The sequence below is a fragment of the Boudabousia marimammalium genome, from assembly GCF_001936115.1.
In the GTDB taxonomy this organism is placed as follows: Bacteria; Actinomycetota; Actinomycetes; order Actinomycetales; family Actinomycetaceae; genus Boudabousia; species Boudabousia marimammalium.
The window spans coordinates 1-22511 of the sequence record NZ_MPDM01000004.1 but is presented as its reverse complement, the minus strand read 5'-3'; the positions used below and the strand labels follow the sequence as shown (position 1 = coordinate 22511).

Annotated in this window: 17 protein-coding genes, 1 tRNA gene, 1 rRNA gene and 1 other RNA gene; 16 read left to right on the top strand and 4 right to left on the bottom strand. The window is 52.8% G+C overall.

Annotated features, from left to right (window positions below):
• Window positions 1-172: 172 nt before the first annotated feature.
• The 5 genes from BM477_RS04300 (at window position 173) to aspA (ending at window position 6367) form a co-directional block, all read left to right on the top strand.
• Window positions 173-1948, top strand: a complete 1776-nt coding sequence (locus BM477_RS04300; RefSeq protein WP_075361451.1) for an RAD23 family protein — start codon at window positions 173-175, stop codon at window positions 1946-1948.
• Between the two features lie 34 nt (window positions 1949-1982).
• Window positions 1983-3722 carry a hypothetical protein gene (locus BM477_RS04295; protein WP_075361450.1) on the top strand — a complete coding sequence of 580 codons (1740 nt, stop codon included), beginning with the start codon at window positions 1983-1985 and terminating at the stop codon, window positions 3720-3722.
• Between the two features lie 157 nt (window positions 3723-3879).
• Window positions 3880-4380, top strand: a complete 501-nt coding sequence (locus BM477_RS04290) for a DUF3145 domain-containing protein (RefSeq protein WP_075361449.1) — start codon at window positions 3880-3882, stop codon at window positions 4378-4380.
• Between the two features lie 5 nt (window positions 4381-4385).
• Window positions 4386-4757, top strand: coding sequence for a S1 domain-containing protein (locus tag BM477_RS04285; protein ID WP_143230202.1), 372 nt, complete (start codon window positions 4386-4388; stop codon window positions 4755-4757).
• A gap of 128 nt (window positions 4758-4885) precedes the next feature.
• Window positions 4886-6367, top strand: coding sequence for an aspartate ammonia-lyase (gene aspA / locus BM477_RS04280; protein WP_084543704.1), 1482 nt, complete (start codon window positions 4886-4888; stop codon window positions 6365-6367).
• 92 nt (window positions 6368-6459) lie between these two features.
• Here the strand turns inward: aspA and aceE are convergent, their stop codons facing one another.
• A complete protein-coding gene (gene aceE, locus BM477_RS04275) occupies window positions 6460-9183 on the bottom strand; it encodes a pyruvate dehydrogenase (acetyl-transferring), homodimeric type (protein WP_075361447.1) in 2724 nt (907 codons plus the stop codon).
• Window positions 9184-9434: 251 nt separating this feature from the next.
• Here aceE and BM477_RS04270 point away from each other — a divergent pair, with 251 nt between their 5' ends.
• The 5 genes from BM477_RS04270 (at window position 9435) to BM477_RS04250 (ending at window position 13018) form a co-directional block, all read left to right on the top strand.
• Window positions 9435-9845 (top strand): DUF3052 domain-containing protein, encoded by a 411-nt coding sequence (locus BM477_RS04270; protein ID WP_075361446.1) that lies wholly within the window; start codon window positions 9435-9437, stop codon window positions 9843-9845.
• Window positions 9846-9994: 149 nt separating this feature from the next.
• Window positions 9995-10068, top strand: a tRNA-Val gene (locus tag BM477_RS04265).
• 35 nt (window positions 10069-10103) lie between these two features.
• The gene (locus tag BM477_RS04260) at window positions 10104-10952 is read left to right on the top strand and encodes a Nif3-like dinuclear metal center hexameric protein (protein WP_075361445.1); all 849 of its coding nucleotides are present in this window, start codon (window positions 10104-10106) and stop codon (window positions 10950-10952) included.
• A gap of 3 nt (window positions 10953-10955) precedes the next feature.
• Window positions 10956-11687: a zinc ribbon domain-containing protein gene (locus BM477_RS04255; protein ID WP_075361444.1), complete on the top strand. Its 732-nt coding sequence runs from the start codon at window positions 10956-10958 to the stop codon at window positions 11685-11687.
• On the top strand, window positions 11687-13018 hold the full coding sequence (locus BM477_RS04250) for a histidine phosphatase family protein (RefSeq protein ID WP_075361443.1): 1332 nt from the start codon (window positions 11687-11689) through the stop codon (window positions 13016-13018). The genes BM477_RS04255 and BM477_RS04250 overlap by 1 nt, the downstream gene beginning before the upstream one ends.
• Window positions 13019-13039: 21 nt before the next feature.
• Here the strand turns inward: BM477_RS04250 and BM477_RS04245 are convergent, their stop codons facing one another.
• Window positions 13040-13831, bottom strand: a complete 792-nt coding sequence (locus tag BM477_RS04245) for a YaaA family protein (protein WP_075361442.1) — start codon at window positions 13829-13831, stop codon at window positions 13040-13042.
• Window positions 13832-13859: 28 nt separating this feature from the next.
• Here BM477_RS04245 and rnpB point away from each other — a divergent pair.
• Window positions 13860-14233, top strand: an RNA gene (gene rnpB / locus BM477_RS04240) — RNase P RNA component class A.
• Window positions 14234-14279: 46 nt separating this feature from the next.
• On the opposite strand, the gene ppgK is transcribed toward rnpB, so the two are convergent.
• Window positions 14280-15038 carry a polyphosphate--glucose phosphotransferase gene (ppgK, locus tag BM477_RS04235; RefSeq protein ID WP_075361441.1) on the bottom strand — a complete coding sequence of 253 codons (759 nt, stop codon included), beginning with the start codon at window positions 15036-15038 and terminating at the stop codon, window positions 14280-14282.
• 27 nt (window positions 15039-15065) lie between these two features.
• Window positions 15066-15917, bottom strand: coding sequence for a type I methionyl aminopeptidase (gene map / locus BM477_RS04230; RefSeq protein ID WP_075361611.1), 852 nt, complete (start codon window positions 15915-15917; stop codon window positions 15066-15068).
• 216 nt (window positions 15918-16133) lie between these two features.
• Here map and pheS point away from each other — a divergent pair, with 216 nt between their 5' ends.
• The 5 genes from pheS to BM477_RS04205 form a co-directional block, all read left to right on the top strand.
• Window positions 16134-17219: a phenylalanine--tRNA ligase subunit alpha gene (gene pheS, locus BM477_RS04225; protein WP_075361440.1), complete on the top strand. Its 1086-nt coding sequence runs from the start codon at window positions 16134-16136 to the stop codon at window positions 17217-17219.
• Between the two features lie 2 nt (window positions 17220-17221).
• Window positions 17222-19885, top strand: coding sequence for a phenylalanine--tRNA ligase subunit beta (gene pheT / locus BM477_RS04220; protein ID WP_075361439.1), 2664 nt, complete (start codon window positions 17222-17224; stop codon window positions 19883-19885).
• Between the two features lie 158 nt (window positions 19886-20043).
• The gene (locus BM477_RS04215) at window positions 20044-20547 is read left to right on the top strand and encodes an arginine repressor (protein ID WP_075361438.1); all 504 of its coding nucleotides are present in this window, start codon (window positions 20044-20046) and stop codon (window positions 20545-20547) included.
• 104 nt (window positions 20548-20651) lie between these two features.
• Window positions 20652-21914 (top strand): tyrosine--tRNA ligase, encoded by a 1263-nt coding sequence (gene tyrS, locus BM477_RS04210; protein WP_075361437.1) that lies wholly within the window; start codon window positions 20652-20654, stop codon window positions 21912-21914.
• A 533-nt stretch (window positions 21915-22447) separates the two neighbouring features.
• Window positions 22448-22511: ribosomal RNA gene (locus BM477_RS04205) — 16S ribosomal RNA — on the top strand; the annotation flags it as partial.

Sequence of the window (22511 nt, the reverse complement as noted above, 5' to 3'; positions counted from 1 at the left end):
GGGCCGATTTTTTTTGGAGGTGCCTTGAGGATGGGATAGTTGACGCTTTAGCGTAGTCCTTAATTGTTTTGCAAAGAAATATTTTGTGTGAAATATCTTATAAGTGCCTGATGTGCAGTCAATATTTGCTATTGTGATTCATGTGTGAACTGAGTTTATGAATGGATTGAATATGAAAAAGGTGGTCGCTGGAGCGGTAGCTCTGTTGATTTGGATCTGGGGCGGTGTCGCTTTAGCGTCAGCTGATCCTACTGTCTTTGATGTGGGTGCAGATACGACTGTGCAAGAGATTAATGCGGCTATTGCAGATCCTGCAATCAACCAGATTCATTTCGGGCAGAATAAGAATTTGACCGGTACCATAAACATCAGTTCTCCGACGGAGATTTTTGTCGACAAAGGTGTTGAAGTTAATCTGAGCGGAAATGCGCACAAAATCAGCCGCGGGTTTAACGTGACCAGTGATTTGGTCTTCCGGAATCACGGTAGAGTGATAGTAAATGAGTTCAAGAACTATGGCATTCATGTTAACGGGAAAGCTAACTTCACTTTGATTGGTGATGACCTAGCTTCCAGTGTCTTCACTGTTGCGAATAACCGTGGCTACGGTATTGATTCCCAAGGCCAAGAAGGGCTCTTTAAAGTATCTAATGTGAGCCTGTTCGTGCTGTCGCCTCAAGAGGGTAAAGAGGGCCCCATGATTTTCAATCAGGGGGTCACTCAGGTCACCTTTGAAAACGCTTCAGTCAATGTTTTAAAACAAAATGGTGTGAAACCTTGGCGAGCGGCTATCTACTCCGAGGCTCCTGTTGAGTTTATTGACAGCAGCTTACAGTCAGAGACGGCTTCCGACTACAATCTTTCCATTGTGAATGGTGCGCCTTTGAATATTTTGCGGTCTGGTATCTCTTTGCATACCTCCAATAATGCTGAAGCAAAGTGTAACAGACTCTTCTTTTTCACAGTTTGTAAGCCTTATGTGGGCTTGAACACTGCAGGTAATACTGTCACCATTCAAGATTCGGAACTGCGTGTAGAAACTACCGGAGGGAGCAATCCAAATGCGGCCCATCAGTCTTTACAGTTCCAGGATGCAAACTACATAATTTCGAATAGTCATGTCTATGCTGACTCAGCAGGTGTGGATGCCAAGCAGACTAGTGGTAGTACGCTAAAAATTAATGGCGATTCAAAAGTTGAAATCGGGGCCGGTAATGGCGCTTCGTTAGACCCACGAATTGTGACCACGGTAGACTCTGGCACTGTTGTGTTGCCTCCTACTACTTCAGGTGTGATTAACTCGGGTGCAGAAGCTCTTACAGAGTTCGTCTCTAAGGCGACTGGTGGCAGTATCAGCATCTCCGACCCCTATGCCTACACCTACAATGTTACGAAAACGTCAGAGGACGCAAATAAGCATGTGTGGGCTCCTGCAGTAAACTTACGCTACTTTGCTTCCTGCGATGCGTCCCCGGCCAGCACCCCGAAATCTCGTAAGCAGTTGATCCGCGGTACGGCAGTTGAGAACGACTTCAATGCAACTACTGTCGAAGGCGGAGAATGGGTAGTGATGGGAGTTAGCCCTGAACAAGCCTTCTATGAGGCTACAACCGCAACAGTTGAGGCAACCACTGTCCTGCAGGATTTGGATATCTGCCCCAAGCCTCCGCAGTCAACTCCTGAGCCGACTTCTGAAACTCCTGAGCCTACTACTGAGCCAAGTGTTGAGGCTACTGTGTCAAGTCCCGAGATGACTGTCGAGCCCTCTGTTGAGGCTACTGTGTCTTCCCCTGAGGGAACAGTAAGCCCGACTGTATCTCGTCCGGCCGGTGCTACTTTGCCTGTCACGGGTGTTAGCTTGCAGGTTGGTTTTGCGGCTATAGCATTGCTGGGACTATGGGGTGCTTTGAGTTTATCTGTTGCTCGTAGATCACGGGCACGTAAATAGGTTTTTGTTAGGCTAATAGTGCAAGGGGAAAGAAATGAATAAATTACTATCTGTTGGCGCAGCAATTGCGCTTTTACTCGGCGCTGGCGTCGACGTGGCATCTGCTGATGAAAATACTTTCGAAGTGACGAGTCAGACAACGGCTGAGCAGATTAACGCTGCTATTGCTGATCCTAATATTAGTGTCATTCATTTTTCGGAGAACGTAGTTCTAACCAGCGGGATTAAGGTTACGGTGGCTACTACTATGAGAATTGATGACGGTGTAGTTGTTAGTGTAAACGGCCCGAGCGCACCTGGTCTGGATATTACGGCCAATCTAGAGTTGCTAAATCATGGTGAAATCAACATACTTTATGCCAAGAACGGTGCAATTAAAGTGTCTGGTAATGCTGATGTGTCTATCGTTGGTGACGGTGTGGGTGACAGCTCCATTAGTGCGAAATACACTAGTGGAATAGGCGTGGATGCAGCTAATCAGAATGGCACTTTCTCCATCAAGGACAGCGGTCTTTTTGTTAGTGAGGCATTGGATACCACCGAGCATTCAATGGTTTTCGGGGCCGGAGTAAAACAGGTTGCAGTAGACAGCTCTTACCTTCATATAATTCAAGAAGGCGGGAATATTGAGAATAGTGCCTTTATCTCTGAGGCTCCTATAAACATCTCTAATAGCCATTTCCATGTTAGTGCTAATGCGAAGGCCGCAGTCGATTTGAAACCCGGAGCTTCCATTCAAGCTGTTGACTCAACCTTTGACGTACATGTTCCTAATCAAAGAATCCCTGCCTGCCAGAAACCCCCGGAACCAGTAGCATGCTCCATGATGAAAGCATTGACTGCAGAGGGTGCTAACCTAAACTTTGAAAACACTTTGGTAGGAATCATTGATCATTCAGGCTCAGACACGACTGATGCAGGTCATGGCGTGGTTCTCACAGATTCGCAGATAACTTTTAAAGGTAATGAAGCGGTTATCGGGAGTGCGACTCTGGGCGAATCCGATACAGGAAAGAGCTTCATCAGGGTTCTTGAGGATTCAGTCTATTACCTATACCCAAACAATATCGGACAAAATAATGTGAAAACTATTGTGGACGGCGGTAGCGCCTCATTGTTTAGTAACGTGGGTGAGGTGATTAACTCGGCGGGGGAGCCGCTGTCGCTGTTCCCGACTACTTCTACCGTTGAGAACGTCTTGGTCGCAGGAGGTAACTCCTACGATTATCGCGCTAAGAACTTTAATGCTGACTTTGATGTAAAGCATGTGTGGGCTCCCGCCGTAAATGTGAACTATTTTGATAGCTGTGATTTGAGCGTAGCAACTCCGGAAGAAAATAGGGTAGCTATTCGCGGTACGGCGGTTATGCATCCTTTTAATACCCAAACGGTTGATGCTAAGACTTGGAATCCTAAGGTGTTACAGCCTGTGCCGGGGCGTTGGGTGATTCGTGGTTCTGCTCAGCAAGTTGAGTTCTTGCAGGGAGATGGAAGTGAAAATACTGGGACTAAGGTTTTACAAGACATTGATCTTTGTCGCTTAGAGAACTTTGTGGTGCCCACTCCAGATCCGAGCCCAGAAATAACTGGTGAGCCTTCTGTTGAGGCCACTGTGTCTTCTCCTGAGGCAACAGCAACCTCGACTGTCTCCGGTCCAAGCGCTGGTACTCTGCCAGTTACCGGCATTGCGGGTAGCGGTATAGCATTGCTTTCCTCTGTCCTAGTGATGCTTGGAGCGGCCGGAATCTACGCCGCTAAACGTAAAGTCTCCTAAGGAGAAATAAAGAGTTGAGTGGTACCCAGATGGGGCGGGAGAGTAGGTGTATGCTTTTCGCCCCATCTGTGTATAATGAGTACTGATACACCGCCGACACGTGGCTATCCGAACTGAGAACGTAGGGGAAGACGACTCTCAGGTATAAGGAGACAGCATGAACGAGTCAAGAACCTGCGGTGTGCTTTTTGTGCACTCAGCGCCACGGGCGCTGTGCCCGCATCTGGAGTGGGCTGCATCAGACGTCTTGAATGCTCCGGTTCGCCTCGACTGGACTGAGCAACCGGCAGCCCCCGGCATGTTCAGGGCCGAAGTTTCTTGGGTTGGTCCAGTGGGGTCAGGGGCACGGTTGGCTTCAGCATTGCGAGGGTGGGAGCACCTTCGTTATGAAGTCACCGAAGAAGCCACCCTCGGAACAGATGGAGGCCGCTGGTCCCATACACCTTCCCTCGGAATCTTTTACGCCCAAATGGATGCGCACGGGAATGCGGTCGTCTCAGAAGAGCGAGTTCGAGGAGCCCTCGAAAGCGCTAATAGTGACAGCGAACTACGCGCAGCCCTCAACCTAGCCCTCGGGCAGGCTTGGGATGAAGAACTTGAACCCTTCCGCTATGCGGGAGCCGGCGTACCAGTGCGCTGGTTGCACCGGGTGGGGTGACCGTAGTGGATTTATCTGCCCTCTCCGCGTTTAAAGCGAAACTAGAAGCAGAAGAAGGCGACCAGCCGGTAGTAGCAGAGACTGAGGATGCGCCTACAGAGGTTCATGAAGATACGACGGTGGCTTCTCAGCCGGAGGCAGACTCATTTACCCAGAAAGCTCTGGAGACCGCTACAGCAGCCATACTGAGGCACACTGACACTGATCCGAGTTTGCTCACTGCTGAGACCTCCCTTGACTCTCTTGAGATTGGAAAAATCGCCAGATGTGCCATCGCTTCGACCATTGAAACCGAACTAAAGGTAGAACTTCTTGACCAAGACGTAGAAGCTTGGCACAGCATTGGAGATATTCTGGTAACAATCCAAGAAATATAGAGCGATTATCGCTCCCCAAAACTGGAAAGAGAAGGTAAAGTAAAGTCTAGGACGAACATCCTAGATGCGGGTTTGTGATTCCAAGCCCGTTATCCCCTCGGAACACTATCTACACGATGGAGTGAAAAATGGAGACGCGCACAGAGCGTGATTTGTTAGGAGCCAGAGAAGTCCCGAAAGACGCCTACTGGGGTATTCACACTCTCAGGGCAATAGAGAACTACCAGATTTCTGCCCGAACCCTCAATGACTATCCGGCGATGATTCGCTCAATGGTGATGGTCAAGAAGGCTTGCGTCCTCGCCAACGGAGACTTAGGCACAATGCGTAGATGGCGAGTTCGCGCTATTGTCAACGCCTGTGATGCAATTTTGGACAAGGGTCTTTGCATGGATCAGTTCCCCATAGACCAGTTTCAGGGTGGAGCCGGCACTTCAGTCAATATGAACACCAATGAGGTTATTGCCAACCTAGCTTTGGAGATGATGGGGCGTCCGCGCGGAGACTACGATGTCTTGGACCCGAATGATCACCTGAACCGCTCACAGTCGACTAACGACACTTTCCCGACCGGTTTGAGCTTGGCAGTCTATCAAGGCGTGCAGGATTTCCGCCTCGAGTTAGCGAAACTGGTCGAGGCTTTCGCAGACAAGGGTCTAGAGTTCCGTGACGTCCTCAAGATGGGGCGCACCCAGCTGCAAGATGCCGTCCCGATGACTTTGGGTCAAGAGTTCGCGGCTTTTGCGGTGAACCTAGCGGAAGAAGATAGCAGGCTGGAGAACAATGCGAACCTACTGCTAGAAACTAACCTAGGTGCGACCGCAATCGGTACCGGTTTGAACACGCCTCCGGGATACCAGGAACGGGTCGTGGCGCGTCTTCGTGAGGTTACGGGCGCTCCGGTGGTGGGCGCTACCAACCTGATTGAAGCAACGCAGGATACAGGACGTTACGTTTCCATGCACGGCACCTTGAAGCGCACCGCGACGAAGCTTGCGAAGATTTGTAACGACTTGCGTTTGCTCTCTTCAGGGCCGAGGGCGGGCCTAGCGGAGATTCGTCTGCCGCAGCGCGCCGCCGGATCATCGATCATGCCGGCCAAGGTGAATCCGGTGATTCCCGAAGTAGTGAACCAGGTCTGCTTCAAGGTCTTCGGCAATGATATTACAGTCACCATGGCAGCTCAGGCGGGTCAGCTCCAGCTGAACGTTATGGAGCCAGTGATTGGGCAATCGCTTTATGAGTCCCTTAGCCTACTTACCCAGGCGGTTCGGACACTGCGTGAATACTGTGTGGAGGGGATCGAAGCAAATGAGGAATCCGGTCGTAATTATGTAATGAACTCGATTGGCATCGTCACCTATTTCAATGACATTATCGGTCACTACAACGGTGACATGATTGGTCAGGAAGCAGCCCGAACCGGGAAAGGAATCCGTGAGCTGATTATTGAAAAGGGTCTTCTCAGTGAGGAACAAGTAGATGAGATACTTTCGCCTGAGAACCTGGCCCGGCCACAGTACACGGGTACTATTGAGATTCCCGAAGATGACGATATTGTGCCAGATGAGTTTGCCCCAATCCTTCCCATCCCTGACTATGGGGTATAGGGGACCTAGCTTGTAAGCTTACGCGCACTCCTGAATAGACTGATGGGGCGGAAAGGAAATCCTTTCCGCCCCATCAAACTTTATGTCTAGAGTTACTCTAGGTTCTGTGTCGACTCAGCATTGACGTTGAACAGGTCGTATTTCTCAATCGCTTCGCGAGCAGCACCAGCGCGGTACTGTCCGGTCTTTTCCAAGCTAGCTAAAGCAGATACAACCATTGATTCAGCATCAATGAAGTAGTGGCGTCGAGCAGAAGGACGGGTATCGGAGAAACCAAATCCGTCAGCGCCCAGCACCGCGTACTCGCCAGGAATCCACTTACGAATCTGATCTTGCACCAGATTATCGTAATCAGAGGTAGCTACGAACGGGCCGGACTCGCCAGACAGCTTCGTAGTCACATACGCTTCGCGCGGAGCTTCCTCAGGATGCAGCAGGTTGTGCTTATCGGCCTCCAAGCCGTCGCGACGCAGTTCATTCCAGCTGGTCACAGACCAGACGGTAGCCTTAACGCCCCACTCGTTACGGAGACGTTCACGGGCCTTCATTGCCCACGGCACACCAACACCAGAAGCCAGCAGGTTCACCTGCGGGCCCTCACCCTCGGCCTCAGCAACCTTGTAGATACCCTTAAGCAGGCCTTCCACATCCAAGTTTTCTGGCTCTGCAGGCTGGTGCATAGCCTCGTTGTAAATGGTCAGGTAGTACATGACGTTCGGATCGCGGTCACCCTTCGGGCCATACATGCGCTCCAAACCATCACGGAAGATGTAAGGAATCTCGTAGGCGTAGGCTGGATCGTACTGTACTACAGCGGTATTCGTACCCGCAATCAACGGCGAATGGCCGTCCATGTGCTGGGTGCCTTCACCGGCCAGCGTGGTGCGACCAGCGGTTGCGCCCATAATGAAGCCACGAGCCAACTGGTCGCCAGCTGCCCAGAACTGGTCGGCAGTACGCTGGAAACCGAACATCGAGTAGAAGATGTAAACGGGAACCATCGGTACACCATGGGTAGAGTAGGAAGTGCCAGCCACCTGGAAGGCAGCGGCAGAACCAGCCTCATTAATGCCCATGTGCAGAATCTGACCGTTGGTTGCTTCACGGTATGAGAGCATCATTTCCGCATCAACCGGGGTGTAGTTCTGGCCCAAAGTGTTGAAAATCTTCGCGCTCGGGAAGATAGCATCCAAACCGAAGGTGCGAGCCTCATCGGGAATAATCGGCACGATGTGCTTGCCGAAGCTCTTATCCTTCAACAGGTCCTTCAGCATCCGGACAAAAGCCATAGTGGTGGCCACTTCCATCTTGCCAGAGCCACCCTTGAGAGCGCCCCACACCTTTTCCTTCGGCATTTCCAGCTCAGCATGCTGAACCGGGCGGGAGGGCAGGAAGCCGCCCAGTGCGCGACGTCGTTCAATCATGTACTGCAAAGCCGGATCGTCATCGGATGGGCGGTAGTACGGGGGCTGGTAAGGGTCGCGCTCAAGTTCCTCATCAGTGAAAGGAATCTTCAGCAGATCGCGCATTGCCTTCAGGTCGTCAACAGCCATCTTCTTCATCTGGTGGGCTGAGTTACGGCCGGAGAAGTGGGTGCCGAGGGCGTAGCCCTTAACCGTATGAGCCAAGATAACTGTCGGCTGATCGGTATGCTCCATGGCTGCCTTGTAGGCAGCGTAAACCTTGCGGTAGTCGTGTCCGCCGCGCTTGAGCTTCCAGATGTCGTCATCTGACCAGTCCTTCACCATTTCCTTGGTGCGCGGATCACGGTTGAAGAAGTTCTCGCGAATGAAAGCACCGTCATTAGCGCGGAATGCCTGGTAGTCACCGTCAAGGGTTTCATTCATCAAGTTGACGAGGGCGCGGTCCTTATCAGCGTTCAGCAAGACGTCCCACTCACGGCCCCAGACCACCTTGATGACATTCCAGCCGGCCCCGCGGAAGAAGGCTTCGAGTTCCTGAATGATCTTGCCGTTACCACGAACCGGGCCGTCCAGACGCTGGAGGTTACAGTTCACGACGAAGGTTAGATTGTCCAGCTTCTGCTGGGCAGCTAGCTGTAGCATGCCGCGTGATTCAGGCTCATCCATTTCACCATCACCCAGGAAGGCCCAAGTGTGCTGCTGTGAAGTGTCTTTGATGCCGCGCATGTGTAGGTACTTGTCGAACCATGCCTGGTAGATTGCTTCAGCTGGTCCCAGACCCATGGAGACGGTCGGGTACTCCCAGAACTCAGGCATCATGCGCGGGTGGGGGTATGAGGGGATACCGTTTTCACTGGAGTGTTCCTGACGGAAACCGTCTAGGTCAGCTTCGGAGAGACGCCCTTCTAAGAAGGCGCGAGCGTAGTTACCGGGCGAAGAGTGCCCCTGGAAGAAGACATGGTCGCCGCCGCCGGGGTGATCCTTGCCGCGGAAGAAGTGGTTAAAACCAACCTCGTACAGTGTTGCCACGGAGGCGTAGGAGGAAATGTGTCCACCCACCTTAATGCCGGGGCGCTGTGCGCGGGTAACCAGCACAGCTGCGTTCCAGCGAATCCAGCGGCGGATCTGACGTTCAGTTACTTCGTCGCCGGGGAAGTAAGGTTCTTGGTGAACGCCAATGGTGTTCACGAACGGGGTGTTCAGCGAGGTAGGTACGGAAACATTGTGTAGCCGCGCCTCACGGAGCATCGACAACAGAATGTATCGGGCCCGGGGGCCGCCTTTCTCCTCAATCAGTCCGCTTAGAGACTCAAGCCATTCGCTGGTCTCCTCGGGATCATGATCGGGAACCTGGCTGAGTAATCCATCAATCAAGGGGCTGGTGTCGCTCACTTACTTCACGGTCCTTTTCAATAGCCTCGGCTGCTCCGTCTTCGGGCAACCCAATTTCTTTCCTAAGTTTACCCACAATTTGAGCACAGTCCATAGCTTAAAGGGGGAGCGAGTCTAGGACTGGTGTCCTAGATAACTAAATTATCGCTTTGTTATCTGTATTTGCTTGTATCGACAATGAAAACTTGATTAGTTATGCTTAATGCAAACAAGCCGGAAGTTCCGGCTTTTATGAAAGGGGATAGCCTTCCGTGTCTGCCGACAACGCACGCGCTCACTTTGGTTTTGCGAAAGGTGCGGTAGTTCAAGAGTTTTACGTCGATGACGACGCTGAAACGACGCTTCGTGATTTAATCGAACAAGAAACTGGTGAAGAACTAGTTGATGAAGACTATGACGACGTCGTTGATGGTGCCTTAATCTGGTGGCGTTCCGAAGATGGCGAGGTCGAGGACTTAACTGACCTGCTAGTTGACGCCGCCGGCAATCTCGATAATGGCGGGCTGATTTGGGTGCTGACGCCGAAAGCCGGCGAGGATCTTTATGTGGAACCTTTCATAATTGCTGAGGCCGCAAAGGTCGCCGGTCTTTCCACAACTTCAACTGCTTCGCTAGGAAAACGCTGGGCTGGCACTAGGTTGATGTCACGCCCTCGTAAATAGACTTCTCCATATCTAACTGCAGGTCAGTGTTGCTGTTCCCGTGTTCAAGTGGCACAGCAGTTGAGATTGCTGTACGCTGTTCCGGTGTCCGTAAAAGGATGCTTGTCTTTCTGAGAGCGCACCTTCGCCAGTACGTTCTTAGTTAGATAGGGCCCGTAGCTCAGTTGGTTAGAGCACTTGGTTTACACCCAAGGGGTCGTCGGTTCGAATCCGGCTGGGCCCACACATTTTTCATTCCACTACCGTTAAGATGGTTGCATGAGCAATAGCGATAACACCCCTTCTCTTGAGCAGGTAGTGAGCCTAATAGATTCCTTGTATCCTCCAAAGTTGAAGGAAGAATGGGACAAAGTTGGACTGATTACCGGCGACCCCCAGCAACCAGTAGAGCGTATCCTCATCGCTCTTGATCCAGTAGCAGCCACAGTAGATCAGGCAATTGCGGAAGGTGTAGATCTACTATTTACCCACCACCCGCTCTACCTGCGCGGAACCTCATTTCTTCCTGCTAACGACCCTAAGGGCGCGCTAGTGCATCGCCTAATCAAGAACGGCTGCGCCTTAATGAATGCTCACACCAATGCGGATGCCGCCGCCGAAGGCGTAGCTCAAGCATTGGCAGAAAGGATTGGGCTACAAACGAATGAGCCGTTAGTTCCCAGCGATGATGTGCAGCATCCGGGGCTGGGGAGGGTTGGCAAGCTTCCCGAAGCTATCAGTCTGAGAGCTTTTGCGCAGCAAGTAGCTAAAGCTCTGCCCGGTGGCCCCAATGGCCTCCTCGTCGGTGGCGACTTAGAGGACTTAGTTCAGAAGGTGGTCGTATCTGGCGGGTCCGGTGATAGCTTCCTCGGCGCTGCGCGCGCTGCTGGAGCGGACGTGTACGTCACGGCCGATTTGCGACATCATCCCGCCTCGGAGCACCTAGAAGGTGGTAAACCCTACCTGATCAACGCCTCCCATTGGGCCACTGAATCGGTTTGGTGTGAAGTGGCGGCGAAGAGTTTGCGACGCGAATTCGCTGCCGCTAATCTGGCATGTGAAGTAAAAGTATCCGACCTTGTAACCGAACCATGGACTCTGTGGTTACCCACAACTGAAAGTGAGTGAATAATGAAAGCAAGCCCGCGACAGCAACTGGAGCTGCTGGTAATGCAAGAGTGCGATACTAAACTCGCTCGCTTAACCTATGATGCGCAAAACCTGCCCGAACACAAAAAACTAGCTGAGATCACCGGCCGTAGAGACGATATGACACGTTTCGTTGCGACCGCCCAATCTGAGCTGGGAGATCAGCGCCGAGAAGCACAGAAAATCACCGCTGACGTTGAACGTCTCAAATCCCGTCAGGCACTCACTCAAGAACGTCTCGATAAAGGCCTAGGTGATATGAAGGAGCTCCAGCGGATGCAAGATGAGCTTGACACCATTGCTAAGCGCCTAGAAAAGGTGGAATACCAGCAGATGGAAAGCGATGAAACAATCGCTGAGCTGGAAACCCGCTTGGAGAACGGTAAGAAAGAGCTAGTTGCGCTCAACGAGGATGTTGCCGCAACCATGAAACACCGTGATGAGCTGCTGGCTGACTTGAAATCTCAGGCTCAGCCGCTGATTGATAAGCGCCGCGCCGCGATGGAGATTGTGGGTCCTGAACTCACCGCAGAATATGATGCTATCCGTAAATCCACCGGCGGCCTCGGAGCGGTTGCTTTACGGGGCAGGGTCGTTGAAAGCATGTCAATCCAGTTCACTGCTACTGAGTGGGAACGGATTCGTAGTGCGGCTCCTGACGAAGTCATTACCAGTGAAGATATGGAGTGGATCTTGGTTCGGGTGGAAGACTGATGCGCCGTCTGGTTATTAATACCGATGGAGGCTCTCGCGGGAATCCAGGTATCGCCGGATATGGCCTAGTGATTGTCGATGCCGACACGGAAGAGGAAATCTTAACCAGGTCTGTGTTTATCGCCGAGGCGACCAATAATGTGGCCGAGTACTCGGCTCTAGTTGACGCGTTAATGCAGGTTGCTGCCTTGACCAAAGAGTGGGGGGAAGCTGCTCAAGTCATGGTCAGAGCTGATTCCAAACTGGTGGTCGAACAGATGACCGGGAACTGGAAGATTAAGGACAGTTCACTGCAGCGTTTAGCGATTGCCGCGCAACGGGCCTATCCGGCCCGCCTGGTTACTTACAAGTGGGTGCCGAGGGCGGAAAACAAGCATGCAGACGCCCTTGCTAATGAAGCCATGGACCGAGGATTCAATCCAGATGACCCAGCAGATGCGGATAAAGTTCAGGCCGCTGCCGAAGCGGCAAAGGACCAAGCCGCGCAAGCACGAAAGCTGACTGCAACTTCTGAGAAGGCGTTATCTTCTCTGAACGCGAATGAGAACGCTACTCAAGTTGCCTTAGATGGTGAAATCTTTGCTAACCTAGATGAAACCCAAAAATCTGAAGAGCAGAGTGCACCGATCAAGGAGGATCAAAACACTATGGCTGCGCAGTCATCTACCCTTACCGAAACCGCTACTGACACCTACCTAGTTTTAGTACGACATGGAGCTACCAAATATACCGAAGCGGGCTTGCTTTGTGGCGGATACGACGAAATTGATCCCCCGCTATCAGAAGCCGGCCTTCACCAGATCTCAGGAGCGGCTGCCTTGACTAAGAAACTGGGCAAAACCGTGTACAGCTGGATTCCTGAACCTACTACCCTGTATGCCTCGCCGGTGAAACGGGCGGCGCAACTTGGGGAGTTACTGGGCGAGAACCTAGCACTGCCGGTTCAGACTGATGAGAGACTGCGTGAAATTAACGTAGGCGAAGGGCTGGGGAAGTCCATCACTGAGCTGTTCGCAACCCATCCGGATCTGCCTAAACGATGGATGCGCTTTGAAAAAGACATCTGGCCCGGGCTGGAGTCTCTAGGCAGCATGATCGAGCGGCTTGGTTCGTTCACTGAGAATGTTTGGAAACGACATGAAGGCGAAACCGTAGTAGTGGCCTGCCACGAGATTGTCACTAGGGTGATTGCCGCCTACGCTCTGCACTGGCCTGGGCCGGTAATCGCGGGCTTGGAGATTCCGCTTGCTTCCACCACGATTTTGCGTCGGCACGCCGACGGTAAAGTAACTTTAGTGGCTGCCGCGCTGGATCCAGAACTTGGACGCTAAAGCGCTATTTCTCACCGTGCTCTAGGCTGTCACCAGAGTCAGTTGGTGGACGCCCTCGGCGCCTTCAAGCCTTGCCTCGATTACTGTGGAGGTACCTGCTGCGGCAAGGTCCTGCGCCGCTCGGAAAGCCTCTGCAACGGAGGTGACCATGGTATTTGTTGAGATTAGGTACCCTGCCAGCTCGCCTCGGGCGTGCTTAGCGTGATGAGAGACGACCTTTTCCACGCCGTTTTTTCGAGTTACCACGCGCACGGTGACAAAACTGGTGCCTGCCCTGCGTGCAGTGGACAGTGTGGGTGGCCAAACCGCCTGATAAGCGCCAGATCTGAAATCTAGGACGATTTCATTGGCCGCCCGCTCATCAAGGACCGGTGTCAGGGCCTGTTTCCAAAGCTGCTTCACTGCGCCTGCCTCCGGAAGGCTAACTCCCATCGACAGCCGGTACGGCAAAATCATGTCAATGGGGGAGACCAATCCCCAAAGAGCTGAAGTAACATAAACGGTTTCGGCGGCATCATTGAGCGGCCAATCAGCCCATCTGGCGGCCTCATAAAGGACGCCAGAGTACACTTCGGCGGCGGGACGCGTCGGAGCGCTCCGGAGCTGGGCATGGAATGCAACCTCAGCAGCCTTTTTCGGGCCGACGCCTATGATTTCACGCGCGAACCCGCTCTCAGATAGGTCAATTAGCTCATCTAAAAGTAGCTCTCTAACTGGTTTAAGCTGCGGGAAACTCAGTTCGTCGAGGTCTAGGCGATCGCCTTCAACCGAATCAAAATTCTTGCCTTCACTGGGCGGTAACAATATCAACATCAGATTTTCATAGTACAGTTGAACCGGATGAGTCGTCCAGACGGTCGCGTCAGCACTTCGTGTTGCCGAGGAACGTCCGGGCTCCACAGAGCGCGATGGTGGTTAACAGCCACCCGGGGTGACCCGCGAGATAGTGCCACAGAAAACAGACCGCCTCTTCCTATACCTTCGGCAGGGGTAAGGGTGAAACGGTGGTGTAAGAGACCACCGGGAGTCAGGTGACTGGCTTCGCACGGTAAACCTCATCGGGAGCAAGACCAAACAGTGAATGTAAGCTGCTCGCCTAGTTCACGGGTAGGTTGCTTGAGACCTGTGGTAACACAGGCCCTAGAGAAATGGCCGTCATTCGAATACCGGTAACGGTACCGAATACAGAACCCGGCGTATCGGGCGACTCATCCCCAACCATGTCTGCTCAGATAATTACTCTGGAGCCTAGCTGAGGAATCTAGAAAGCTAGTCCCTCAGCTTTGGCGGCCAAGGCTGCGCCGCCAACAATTCCAGCAGTATTGCGTAGTTTCGCGGGAACAATTGGGCATGATAGCTTCAGGTGAGGCAAGAACATATCTGCCCTCTCTGAGACCCCTCCGCCCACCACGAACATGTCGGGGGAGAAGAGCATGTCGATATGGCCGTAGTATTCCTGCAAACGGGCAGTCCAATCTGGCCACGACAAATCTTCAATCCGCCGCACGGAAGCAGCCGCATACTTCTCAGCGGAGTCCCCGCGCAATGTGACATGGCCCAGCTCCGTGTTGGGAATCAGCCCCCCGTTGTAGATGAAAGCGGAGCCAATCCCGGTGCCCAGCGTAGTTACAATGACCAGGCCCTTAACATTTTTAGCGGCGCCTAGGACTGCTTCGGCGAAGCCAGCTGCGTCGGCGTCATTGACAGCCGTAACCGTGCGCCCAATCCGCTGCCGCATCAGGTCACGCACGTTAACGCCGGTCCAGGACTGGTCAAGATTGGCAACGAACCGAACGGTGTCATTCTTAACTGGTGCAGGGAATGTGATACCTACGGGGATGTCTGGGGCCAAGTTGAAATGAGAAATCATTTCAGCGCAGGCGTCGGTGACTGCTTCCGGGGTGGAAGGCTGGGGTGTGGGAATCAGGAACTGCTCGCCAATAAACCCGCCGGTTTCTAGGTTGACGAGGGCGCCTTTAATACCGGAGCCTCCGATATCGATACCGAATGCGGTTTTCATAATTATCTCCTTTGATAACAATGCAGATTAAAGCTGACTGGCTGCATGCGGCAGTCCGTTGTCGGGTAGGGTCAGAATTTCAGCGCCGTCCTCGGTCACCACAATGGTGTGTTCGAACTGGGCAGTGCGAGAGCGGTCTTGGGTTACTACCGTCCATTCATCATCCCACTGCTCCCATTCGATGGTCCCAAGGGTGAGCATCGGTTCGATAGTGAACACCATGCCGGGTTCGATTATTTGCGAGTATGCGGGTGCTGAGTCGTAGTGGGGAATGATCAGGCCGGAGTGGAAAGCTTCACCAACACCGTGACCGGTATAGTCGCGTACCACCCCGTATTCGAATCGTTTCGCATATGATTCAATCACGCGGCCGATTACATTGATCTCACGGCCCGGTTTAACTGTTTTGATGGCACGCATCATTGACTTGTAGGTGACATCGATTAGTTTCTGGGATTCCTCATCAACCTCACCCACGGTGAACATTGCGCAGGTATCACCATGAACGCCATCGATATAGGCGGTGATATCGATGTTAATGATGTCTCCGTCTTCAAGGGGACGATCATCGGGGATGCCATGACAAATCACTTCGTTGACTGAAGTGCAACAAGATTTCGGGAATCCCATGTATCCCAAAGTAGACGGATAGGCGCCTTGAGAAATCAAGTATTCATGGGCGGCTATGTCTAGTTCTTCGGTGGTGACTCCGGGCTTCGCAAGGGAACCCGCCAACATCACTGCATTCGCGGCAATGGTTCCAGCGCGGCGAATCTTCTCAACGGTTTCGGGGCTCTTCACATCTGATGCGGTAACCACCTCTGGTCCGTCGTGGAACATGTATTCGGGACGCTCAATGCTAGCGGGAACGCTACGCATTGGGGAGATTTTTCCGGGGGTCAGATTGCCGAGGGGGGCCCGGCGCGCTAGTTCTAAGATTCGTGAATTCATGCCTGTAGATTACCTCAATGAGAGCCCGAATGCGCTTTCCCTGCCTAGCATTTTACGCTTCGCGTAAGCCGAACCCTGTCAATGTCTGTTAAGAGAGTTAGAATGTTACACGTTGCTATGCAAATCTTATTCCAAGGGGGACCCATGACAGTGCCAGATCGCGACTCCGACGTCCTATCGGCCGATCGGATCGAGGCAGCTGTGAGGGAGGCCGTGTCTGCAATCGAAGCAGCCACTTCTATCGCCGAACTAAAACAGGTTAGGAATCGTTCACTGGGCGAAGGCTCAGTCTTGGCTAATGCAAAGAAGTCCATTAAGGATGTGCCGCCGGCTGACCGCAAGGTAGTGGGCAAAATGGTAGGTGAAGCGAAGGGTGCTATTGAGCGTGCGGTAGCTTTCCGAACCGAGGTGCTTGAGGTTGAGGCGGAAGAACGTCTGCTCCGTGAGGAAACAGTGGATGTGACTGTGGCTTCTCCGCGCCATCTGCCGGGGGGACGGCACCCGCTTGAGCTAGTCATGGATGAGATTGCTGACTTCTTCAGTTCAATGGGCTGGCAGATTGGTGAAGGACCGGAGATTGAGCACGAATGGTTCAACTTCGATGCCCTCAACTTGGATCCCGATCATCCTGCCCGCCAGATGCAGGATACTTTATATGTGGACCCTGCTTCTGTGGCTGATGGTAGTGCAGATTCCTCCCATCTGGTGATGCGTACTCATACCTCACCGGTACAGGCGCGCGTAATGACCAGTCAGGAGCCTCCAATCTACTTGGCTTGCCCGGGTAAGGTTTTCCGTTCTGATGAGCTGGACCAGACGCACTCCCCAGTATTCCACCAGGTAGAGGGCCTCGCGGTAGATAAAGGCCTGACAATGGCGCACCTGAAGGGTGTTTTGGATGCTTTTGCTCGCCACATGTTTGGTCCAGAGGCGAAGACTCGACTACGTCCTTCCTTCTTCCCCTTCACTGAGCCTAGCGCGGAAATGGATCTTTGGTTCCCGCAAAAGAAGGGTGGTCCCGGCTGGATTGAATGGGGTGGCTGCGGCATGGTTAACCCCAATGTGCTAATCGCCTGCGGAATTGACCCCAAGGTTTATCAGGGCTTTGCCTTCGGTATGGGCGTTGAGCGTACCTTGATGCTTCGCCATGGCATTTCAGACATGCACGACATTGTCGAAGGCGATGTTCGTTTCTCTCAGCAGTTCGGTATCACCGGGAAGGGTAAATAATCATGCCATATGTATCTCTTGAATGGCTGGGCGCGCATGTTGATGTCCCCGCTGACGCCACTGTTGCTGAACTGGCCGCCGATTTGGTGAAGGTCGGTCTGGAGGAAGAACGAATCGTTCCTCCTGCAGTGCAAGGCCCGCTGGTAGTCGGCAAGGTATTGACACTAGACCCCAAAGCACAATCGAACGGGAAGGTAATCAATTATTGCCGTGTTGATGTGGGTGAACAGTTCAATGATGCTCCGGGTACTGGCGCTGAGCCTTCTGAATTGCCTAGCCGTGGCATCATTTGTGGCGCGCACAATTTCAAAGTCGGAGACCATGTGGTGGTTTCCTTGCCTGGTGCAGTTCTGCCCGGAGATTTTGCGATTGCAGCACGCAAAACCTATGGTCATGTATCAGACGGTATGATTTGTTCAGAAGCTGAGCTGGGGCTGGCTGACAGCGCTGAAGGCATCATTGTCTTGGAAGAGTTCCTGCCTGGAGAGGTTCCTGCTCCTGGCACTGACGCAATCAAACTGCTGGGTTTGGGCGAGGAAACCCTCGAAATCAACATTACGCCAGACCGTGGCTATTGTTTCTCCATGCGTGGTGTGGCCCGTGAGTATTCTCATTCGACTGGCGTTCAGTTCCATGACCCTGCCCTCGTCGGCAATCTGGTCAAGGAAGTACCTGCGGCCAATGCGGAGGGCTTTCCGGTTCTAATTAAGGATGATGCCCCCATTCGCGGACATATCGGCTGTGATCGCTTTGTCACTCGAATCGTCCGTAGCGTTAACCCTGCGGCCCCCACCCCTGATTGGATGGTGCGCCGAATTGTTGCCGCTGGTATGCGTCCAATCTCTTTGACCGTTGACATTACCAACTATGTGATGTTGGATTTGGGTCAGCCTCTGCATGCTTATGATTTAGCTCAAGTGTCTGCTCCCATTGTGGTGCGCCGCGCGAAAGCGGGAGAGTCTCTCGTTACTTTGGACGAGGCTAAACGTGAGCTTCATGTTGAGGATCTGTTGATTACAGATTCGCCGGATGGTGAAGGCTCACGCGCCCTCGGCCTCGCCGGTGTAATGGGCGGTGCTTCCTCTGAAGTCACTGACAAAACGACGGATGTACTGATTGAAGCAGCCCATTTCGATCCGATTACTATCGCTCGTGCTGCGCGTCGTCATCATCTTCCCAGTGAGGCATCCAAGCGCTTTGAGCGGGGCGTGGATCCGCAGCTCCCGGCCGTGGCTGCGCAGCGCGTAGTAGACCTCTTGGTCGAGTACGGTGGTGGTATCGCTGGCCCTGAGGTTTTCGATGAGGACAATACTGTCGCGATGCCTTCGCTGGAGTTCCAAGTGGATGCCGCAACGAAACTGATTGGCGTGGAGTATTCCCGTGATGATGTTGTTTCGGCTCTGACCAAGATTGGCTGTGAAGTTTCTGGTGAGGGAGATGTCCTCACCGTGGTGCCGCCAACTTGGCGTCCTGACCTAGTCGGTTCAGCGCATCTGGTGGAGGAAATTGCCCGCTTGGGCGGCTACGATGAGTTGCCTTCCGTGGTGCCCCAGGCAAGGATTAGCGAGGCCGGGTTATCCGACTCGGTGGCTTTGCGTCGTCAGGTCGCGCAAGCTTTGGCTGCCTCTGGTCATACGCAGGTTATTTCCTATCCGTTCATTGGGCAGTCTCATGATTTGCAGGGTTTCGCCGAGGATGATCCGCGTCGTCAGGCGCTTGCTCTGGCGAATCCAATTGCCAATGATGCGCCGAGGTTGCGGACTTCGATTTTGGACACTCTTTTGACGGTGGCGCAGCGTAACATCGCCCGCGGTAACTCTTCTCTTTCTTTGTACGAACTGGGAATGGTGACGCGGCCGGCAGGTACCCCGGCAGCCGTGATGCCTGAGGTGCAGACCCCCTCGGTAGAGCAAGTTGCGGCGATTAGGTCTCAGGTTCCGGCTCAACCGTGGCATGTTGGTGGCGTGTTGGCAGGTAGTACTGCTCCCGAGGGCGTCTTGGTTGATCGCCGTTCTTATGATTGGGCTGACGCGATCGAATCAGCCCAGTTGGTTGCTTCGACTATTGGGGTGGAGCTTTTGGTAGCGCAACCGATTCTTGAGGGCGAAGTGCCGGCGCATATTAATCCGCGTGCCTTGCAGGGGCAGGGCATTGAGGTTGTTACCCGTGATTCTTTGGCTCCGTTCCATCCGGGACGGGTCGCCCAGTTGCGAATCAAGGTCGGTAAGAAACAGCAGACCGTGGGGTACGCCGGTGAGCTCCATCCTCGGGTGGTGGATGCTTTTAATCTGCCACGGCGAGCCTGTGCTTTCGAATTGGATTTGCAGGCCCTTGGACAGGTTACTGGATTGTCTCCGTTGCAGGTCTCACCGATTTCCACCTACCCGATGGGTAAGGAAGATATCGCTGTGATTGTGGATGAGCAGATTACCGCTGGTGAGTTGTTAGCTGATATTATGCGCACTGGCGGGGAACTTCTGGAGGATGCCTACCTGTTCGATGTTTACCGAAGTGACCAGTTGCCCGAAGGCAAGAAGTCTTTGGCTTTCAGCTTGCAGACTCGTGGCTCTGACCATACTTTGACTGCTGAGGAGCAGGCAACGGTGAGGGAGCGGGTTTTAGCTTCGTTAGCCAAGCGGTTCGGGGCAGAGCACCGTTCCGCCTAGGTTACGGAGAGCGCTTTGCGTCTGAAGGGTTTATCGCATTGCTTGGGTAAAGTTGTCATAATTGACATTTTGTGGATTGGGACGACGTAAGCTATTAGTTCTGGCTATCATTGTCATATTAAGCTGTTTGCTTACTCTGCAGGAGGAAACAAAACACGATGAGTGAGTTATATCCATTGACGAAAACCGGGCGTTTGCGCGCGATTAGGGACTTTTTGTCAACTACGCGGGTCTCTAGCCAGGTTCAGTTGGTTGATAGGCTGGCTCAGCTAGGTTTCTCGGTTACTCAAACTACCGTGTCTCGTGACTTAGTTGAGTTGCGCGCCGCGCGTGTGCGTGATGCGCACGGGGACTTGGTGTACCGGATTTCCCCGATTGCGGTAGACAAAGAAGTGGCTGAGCTGTCTGAGCGCCTGTTCCGACTGGCTGCAGAGCTGATTGTCTCCACCGGGCAGGCAGTCAATCAGGTGGTGCTACGCACCCATGCTGGTGCAGCCCAGTTCTTGGCCTCAGGGCTGGACGAGGCCGAAGATCCGAGAGTGCTCGGATCGATCGCTGGTGATGACACAGTACTGGTGATTTGCCAGTCTGAAGAATCCGCACGCGCTTTCCAAGAGGAACTGATGAAGGTGTTGAGTTCCTTCACGGGTACCTCCGATTAGTCTTTCTTAGCGCGCCTAGGCATTTCTCACGTTGCTCTGCCGGATGCTTGGTGAAGTAGTATCTTGGTATTTGGTTAACTGTTGTTTTCACATGGGAGTTTCTTGTGGTTGATGTCCTAGATGAGTTGGAGTGGCGCGGACTGATTGCGCAGCACACTGACCTTGACGAGTTGCGTGCGTTGATGCAGGAAGGTCCGATTACTTTCTATACCGGCTATGATCCAACGGCCGCATCTTTGCATCATGGCCATTTGGTTCAGATTATGGTGATGCGTCATTTGCAGATGGCTGGCCATAAGCCTTTGGCTTTGGTCGGTGGTGCAACCGGTCTGATTGGTGATCCGCGCATGTCTGGTGAGCGGACTTTGAATGAGGCCAAGACGGTCGCCGAATGGTCTGAGAAGCTTCGGGCGCAGATTGAGCGTTTCCTTGATTTTGAGGGTCCTGCTGCCGCCCGCATGGTGAATAACTATGACTGGACTGGGGAGATGACTGCAATCTCCTTGCTTCGTGATTTGGGTAAGCATTTCCGTTTGGGCACCATGATTGCGAAGGATACTGTAGCCCGCCGCCTCGCTTCTGATGAGGGTATTTCTTTCACCGAGTTCTCGTATCAGCTTTTGCAGGCAAATGACTACCTAGAGCTTTACCGTCGTTACGGCTGTGTCTTAGAAACTGGCGGTAATGATCAGTGGGGCAATTTGATTGGCGGCACTGATTTGATTCGCAAGGCTGAGGGCAAGTCGGTGCATGTGCTGACTACTCCGCTGATTACGAAGGCGGATGGCACTAAGTTTGGCAAGTCTGAGGGGGGTGCGATTTGGCTGGATGCCGACATGATGTCACCCTACGCTTTCTACCAGTTCTGGCTGGGTACTGAGGATGCTGACGTTGAGCGCTTGTTGAAGGTGTTCACTTTCTTGGGTCGCGAGCAGATTGCGCAGCTAGTGGCTGAGTCTGCCGCTGCGCCGCATCAGCGGATTGGTCAGCGTCGTCTGGCAGCTGAGGTAACCACTTTCGTACATGGTGCGGAGGCGACTGCCCAGGTCATTGCCGCTTCAGAGGCTCTGTTTGGGAAGGGAGATCTACGTACCCTTGATGGGCGTACGTTGCGTGATGCGACGGCTTCTTTGCCTTCTGCTGATGTGGTGCTGGGGGAGACTACTATCGTTGATCTCTTGGTCGATTCCGGCTTGGAAAAGGGGCGTGGGGCTGCTCGTCGCACGGTTGCTTCCGGTGGTGCTTACGTTAACGGGGAGAAGGCCGAGGATGAGGATGCGCCGTTAACCAGTGCCGATGTTTTGCCTGGTGATCTAGTGTTGTTCCGGAAGGGGCGACGCAATATGGGTGTTGGACATGTGAAGTAATAGCTTCGTTTGGGAAACCGCTTTCTGACCATTTTTCAGGTGAGAGAGCGGTTTTCTCAATTTCGGAAAGGTACTAGACGGAAGCTTATCTTTCGGCTAGACTCAGGTGGATAGGGAAATGTGTCGGAGGGCACTCCTTCTGGGTTTGCGTTTGGGACGCAGTTCCACTAAAGTTAATCCAGTCGTCGCGAGTGATTGTGGCGGTTGCCGGGGCTGGTTTTTCTGGTTTCTGGGTTTTCCTCCTTGTTTTGATTGCGTGTGTTTTTGCGCGTTTTTGGGGCTTGTGGGGGTGTTGTTTGATAACTCGATAGTGTGTCTATTTTTTCTTTTATGTCTTGATGGGATTGCATGGCCTTTTTTTGGTTGTGTGGTTTTGTTTTTGTTATTTTTTGATTTTTTGTTGATTTCTTTATTTTTGATGATTCTGTTTTTTTGGTTGGGATTGATGATGGATGCTGGGTGTCTTTTTGGGTGTCTTGTGTTTGTTGTTTTTCTTTCCGTTTTTGAAAGATTGTATGTTTTGTATGGTTTTTTGTTCGGAGAGTTTGATCCTGGCTCAGGACGAACGCTGGCGGCGTGCTTAACACATGCAAGTCG

Bases quoted from the DNA above. Each gene is read 5' to 3' on its own strand.
- BM477_RS04295 (WP_075361450.1), top strand. From the start codon at position 1,983: ATGAATAAATTACTATCTGTTGGCGCAGCAATTGCGCTTTTACTCGGC.
- BM477_RS04300 (WP_075361451.1), top strand. From the start codon at position 173: ATGAAAAAGGTGGTCGCTGGAGCGGTAGCTCTGTTGATTTGGATCTGG.
- ppgK (WP_075361441.1), bottom strand. From the start codon at position 15,038: ATGAAAACCGCATTCGGTATCGATATCGGAGGCTCCGGTATTAAAGGC.
- BM477_RS04255 (WP_075361444.1), top strand. From the start codon at position 10,956: ATGAAAGCAAGCCCGCGACAGCAACTGGAGCTGCTGGTAATGCAAGAG.
- aspA (WP_084543704.1), top strand. From the start codon at position 4,886: ATGGAGACGCGCACAGAGCGTGATTTGTTAGGAGCCAGAGAAGTCCCG.
- BM477_RS04215 (WP_075361438.1), top strand. From the start codon at position 20,044: ATGAGTGAGTTATATCCATTGACGAAAACCGGGCGTTTGCGCGCGATT.
- BM477_RS04290 (WP_075361449.1), top strand. From the start codon at position 3,880: ATGAACGAGTCAAGAACCTGCGGTGTGCTTTTTGTGCACTCAGCGCCA.
- BM477_RS04260 (WP_075361445.1), top strand. From the start codon at position 10,104: ATGAGCAATAGCGATAACACCCCTTCTCTTGAGCAGGTAGTGAGCCTA.
- map (WP_075361611.1), bottom strand. From the start codon at position 15,917: ATGCGTAGCGTTCCCGCTAGCATTGAGCGTCCCGAATACATGTTCCAC.
- pheT (WP_075361439.1), top strand. From the start codon at position 17,222: ATGCCATATGTATCTCTTGAATGGCTGGGCGCGCATGTTGATGTCCCC.
- BM477_RS04250 (WP_075361443.1), top strand. From the start codon at position 11,687: ATGCGCCGTCTGGTTATTAATACCGATGGAGGCTCTCGCGGGAATCCA.
- BM477_RS04245 (WP_075361442.1), bottom strand. From the start codon at position 13,831: ATGTTGATATTGTTACCGCCCAGTGAAGGCAAGAATTTTGATTCGGTT.
- pheS (WP_075361440.1), top strand. From the start codon at position 16,134: ATGACAGTGCCAGATCGCGACTCCGACGTCCTATCGGCCGATCGGATC.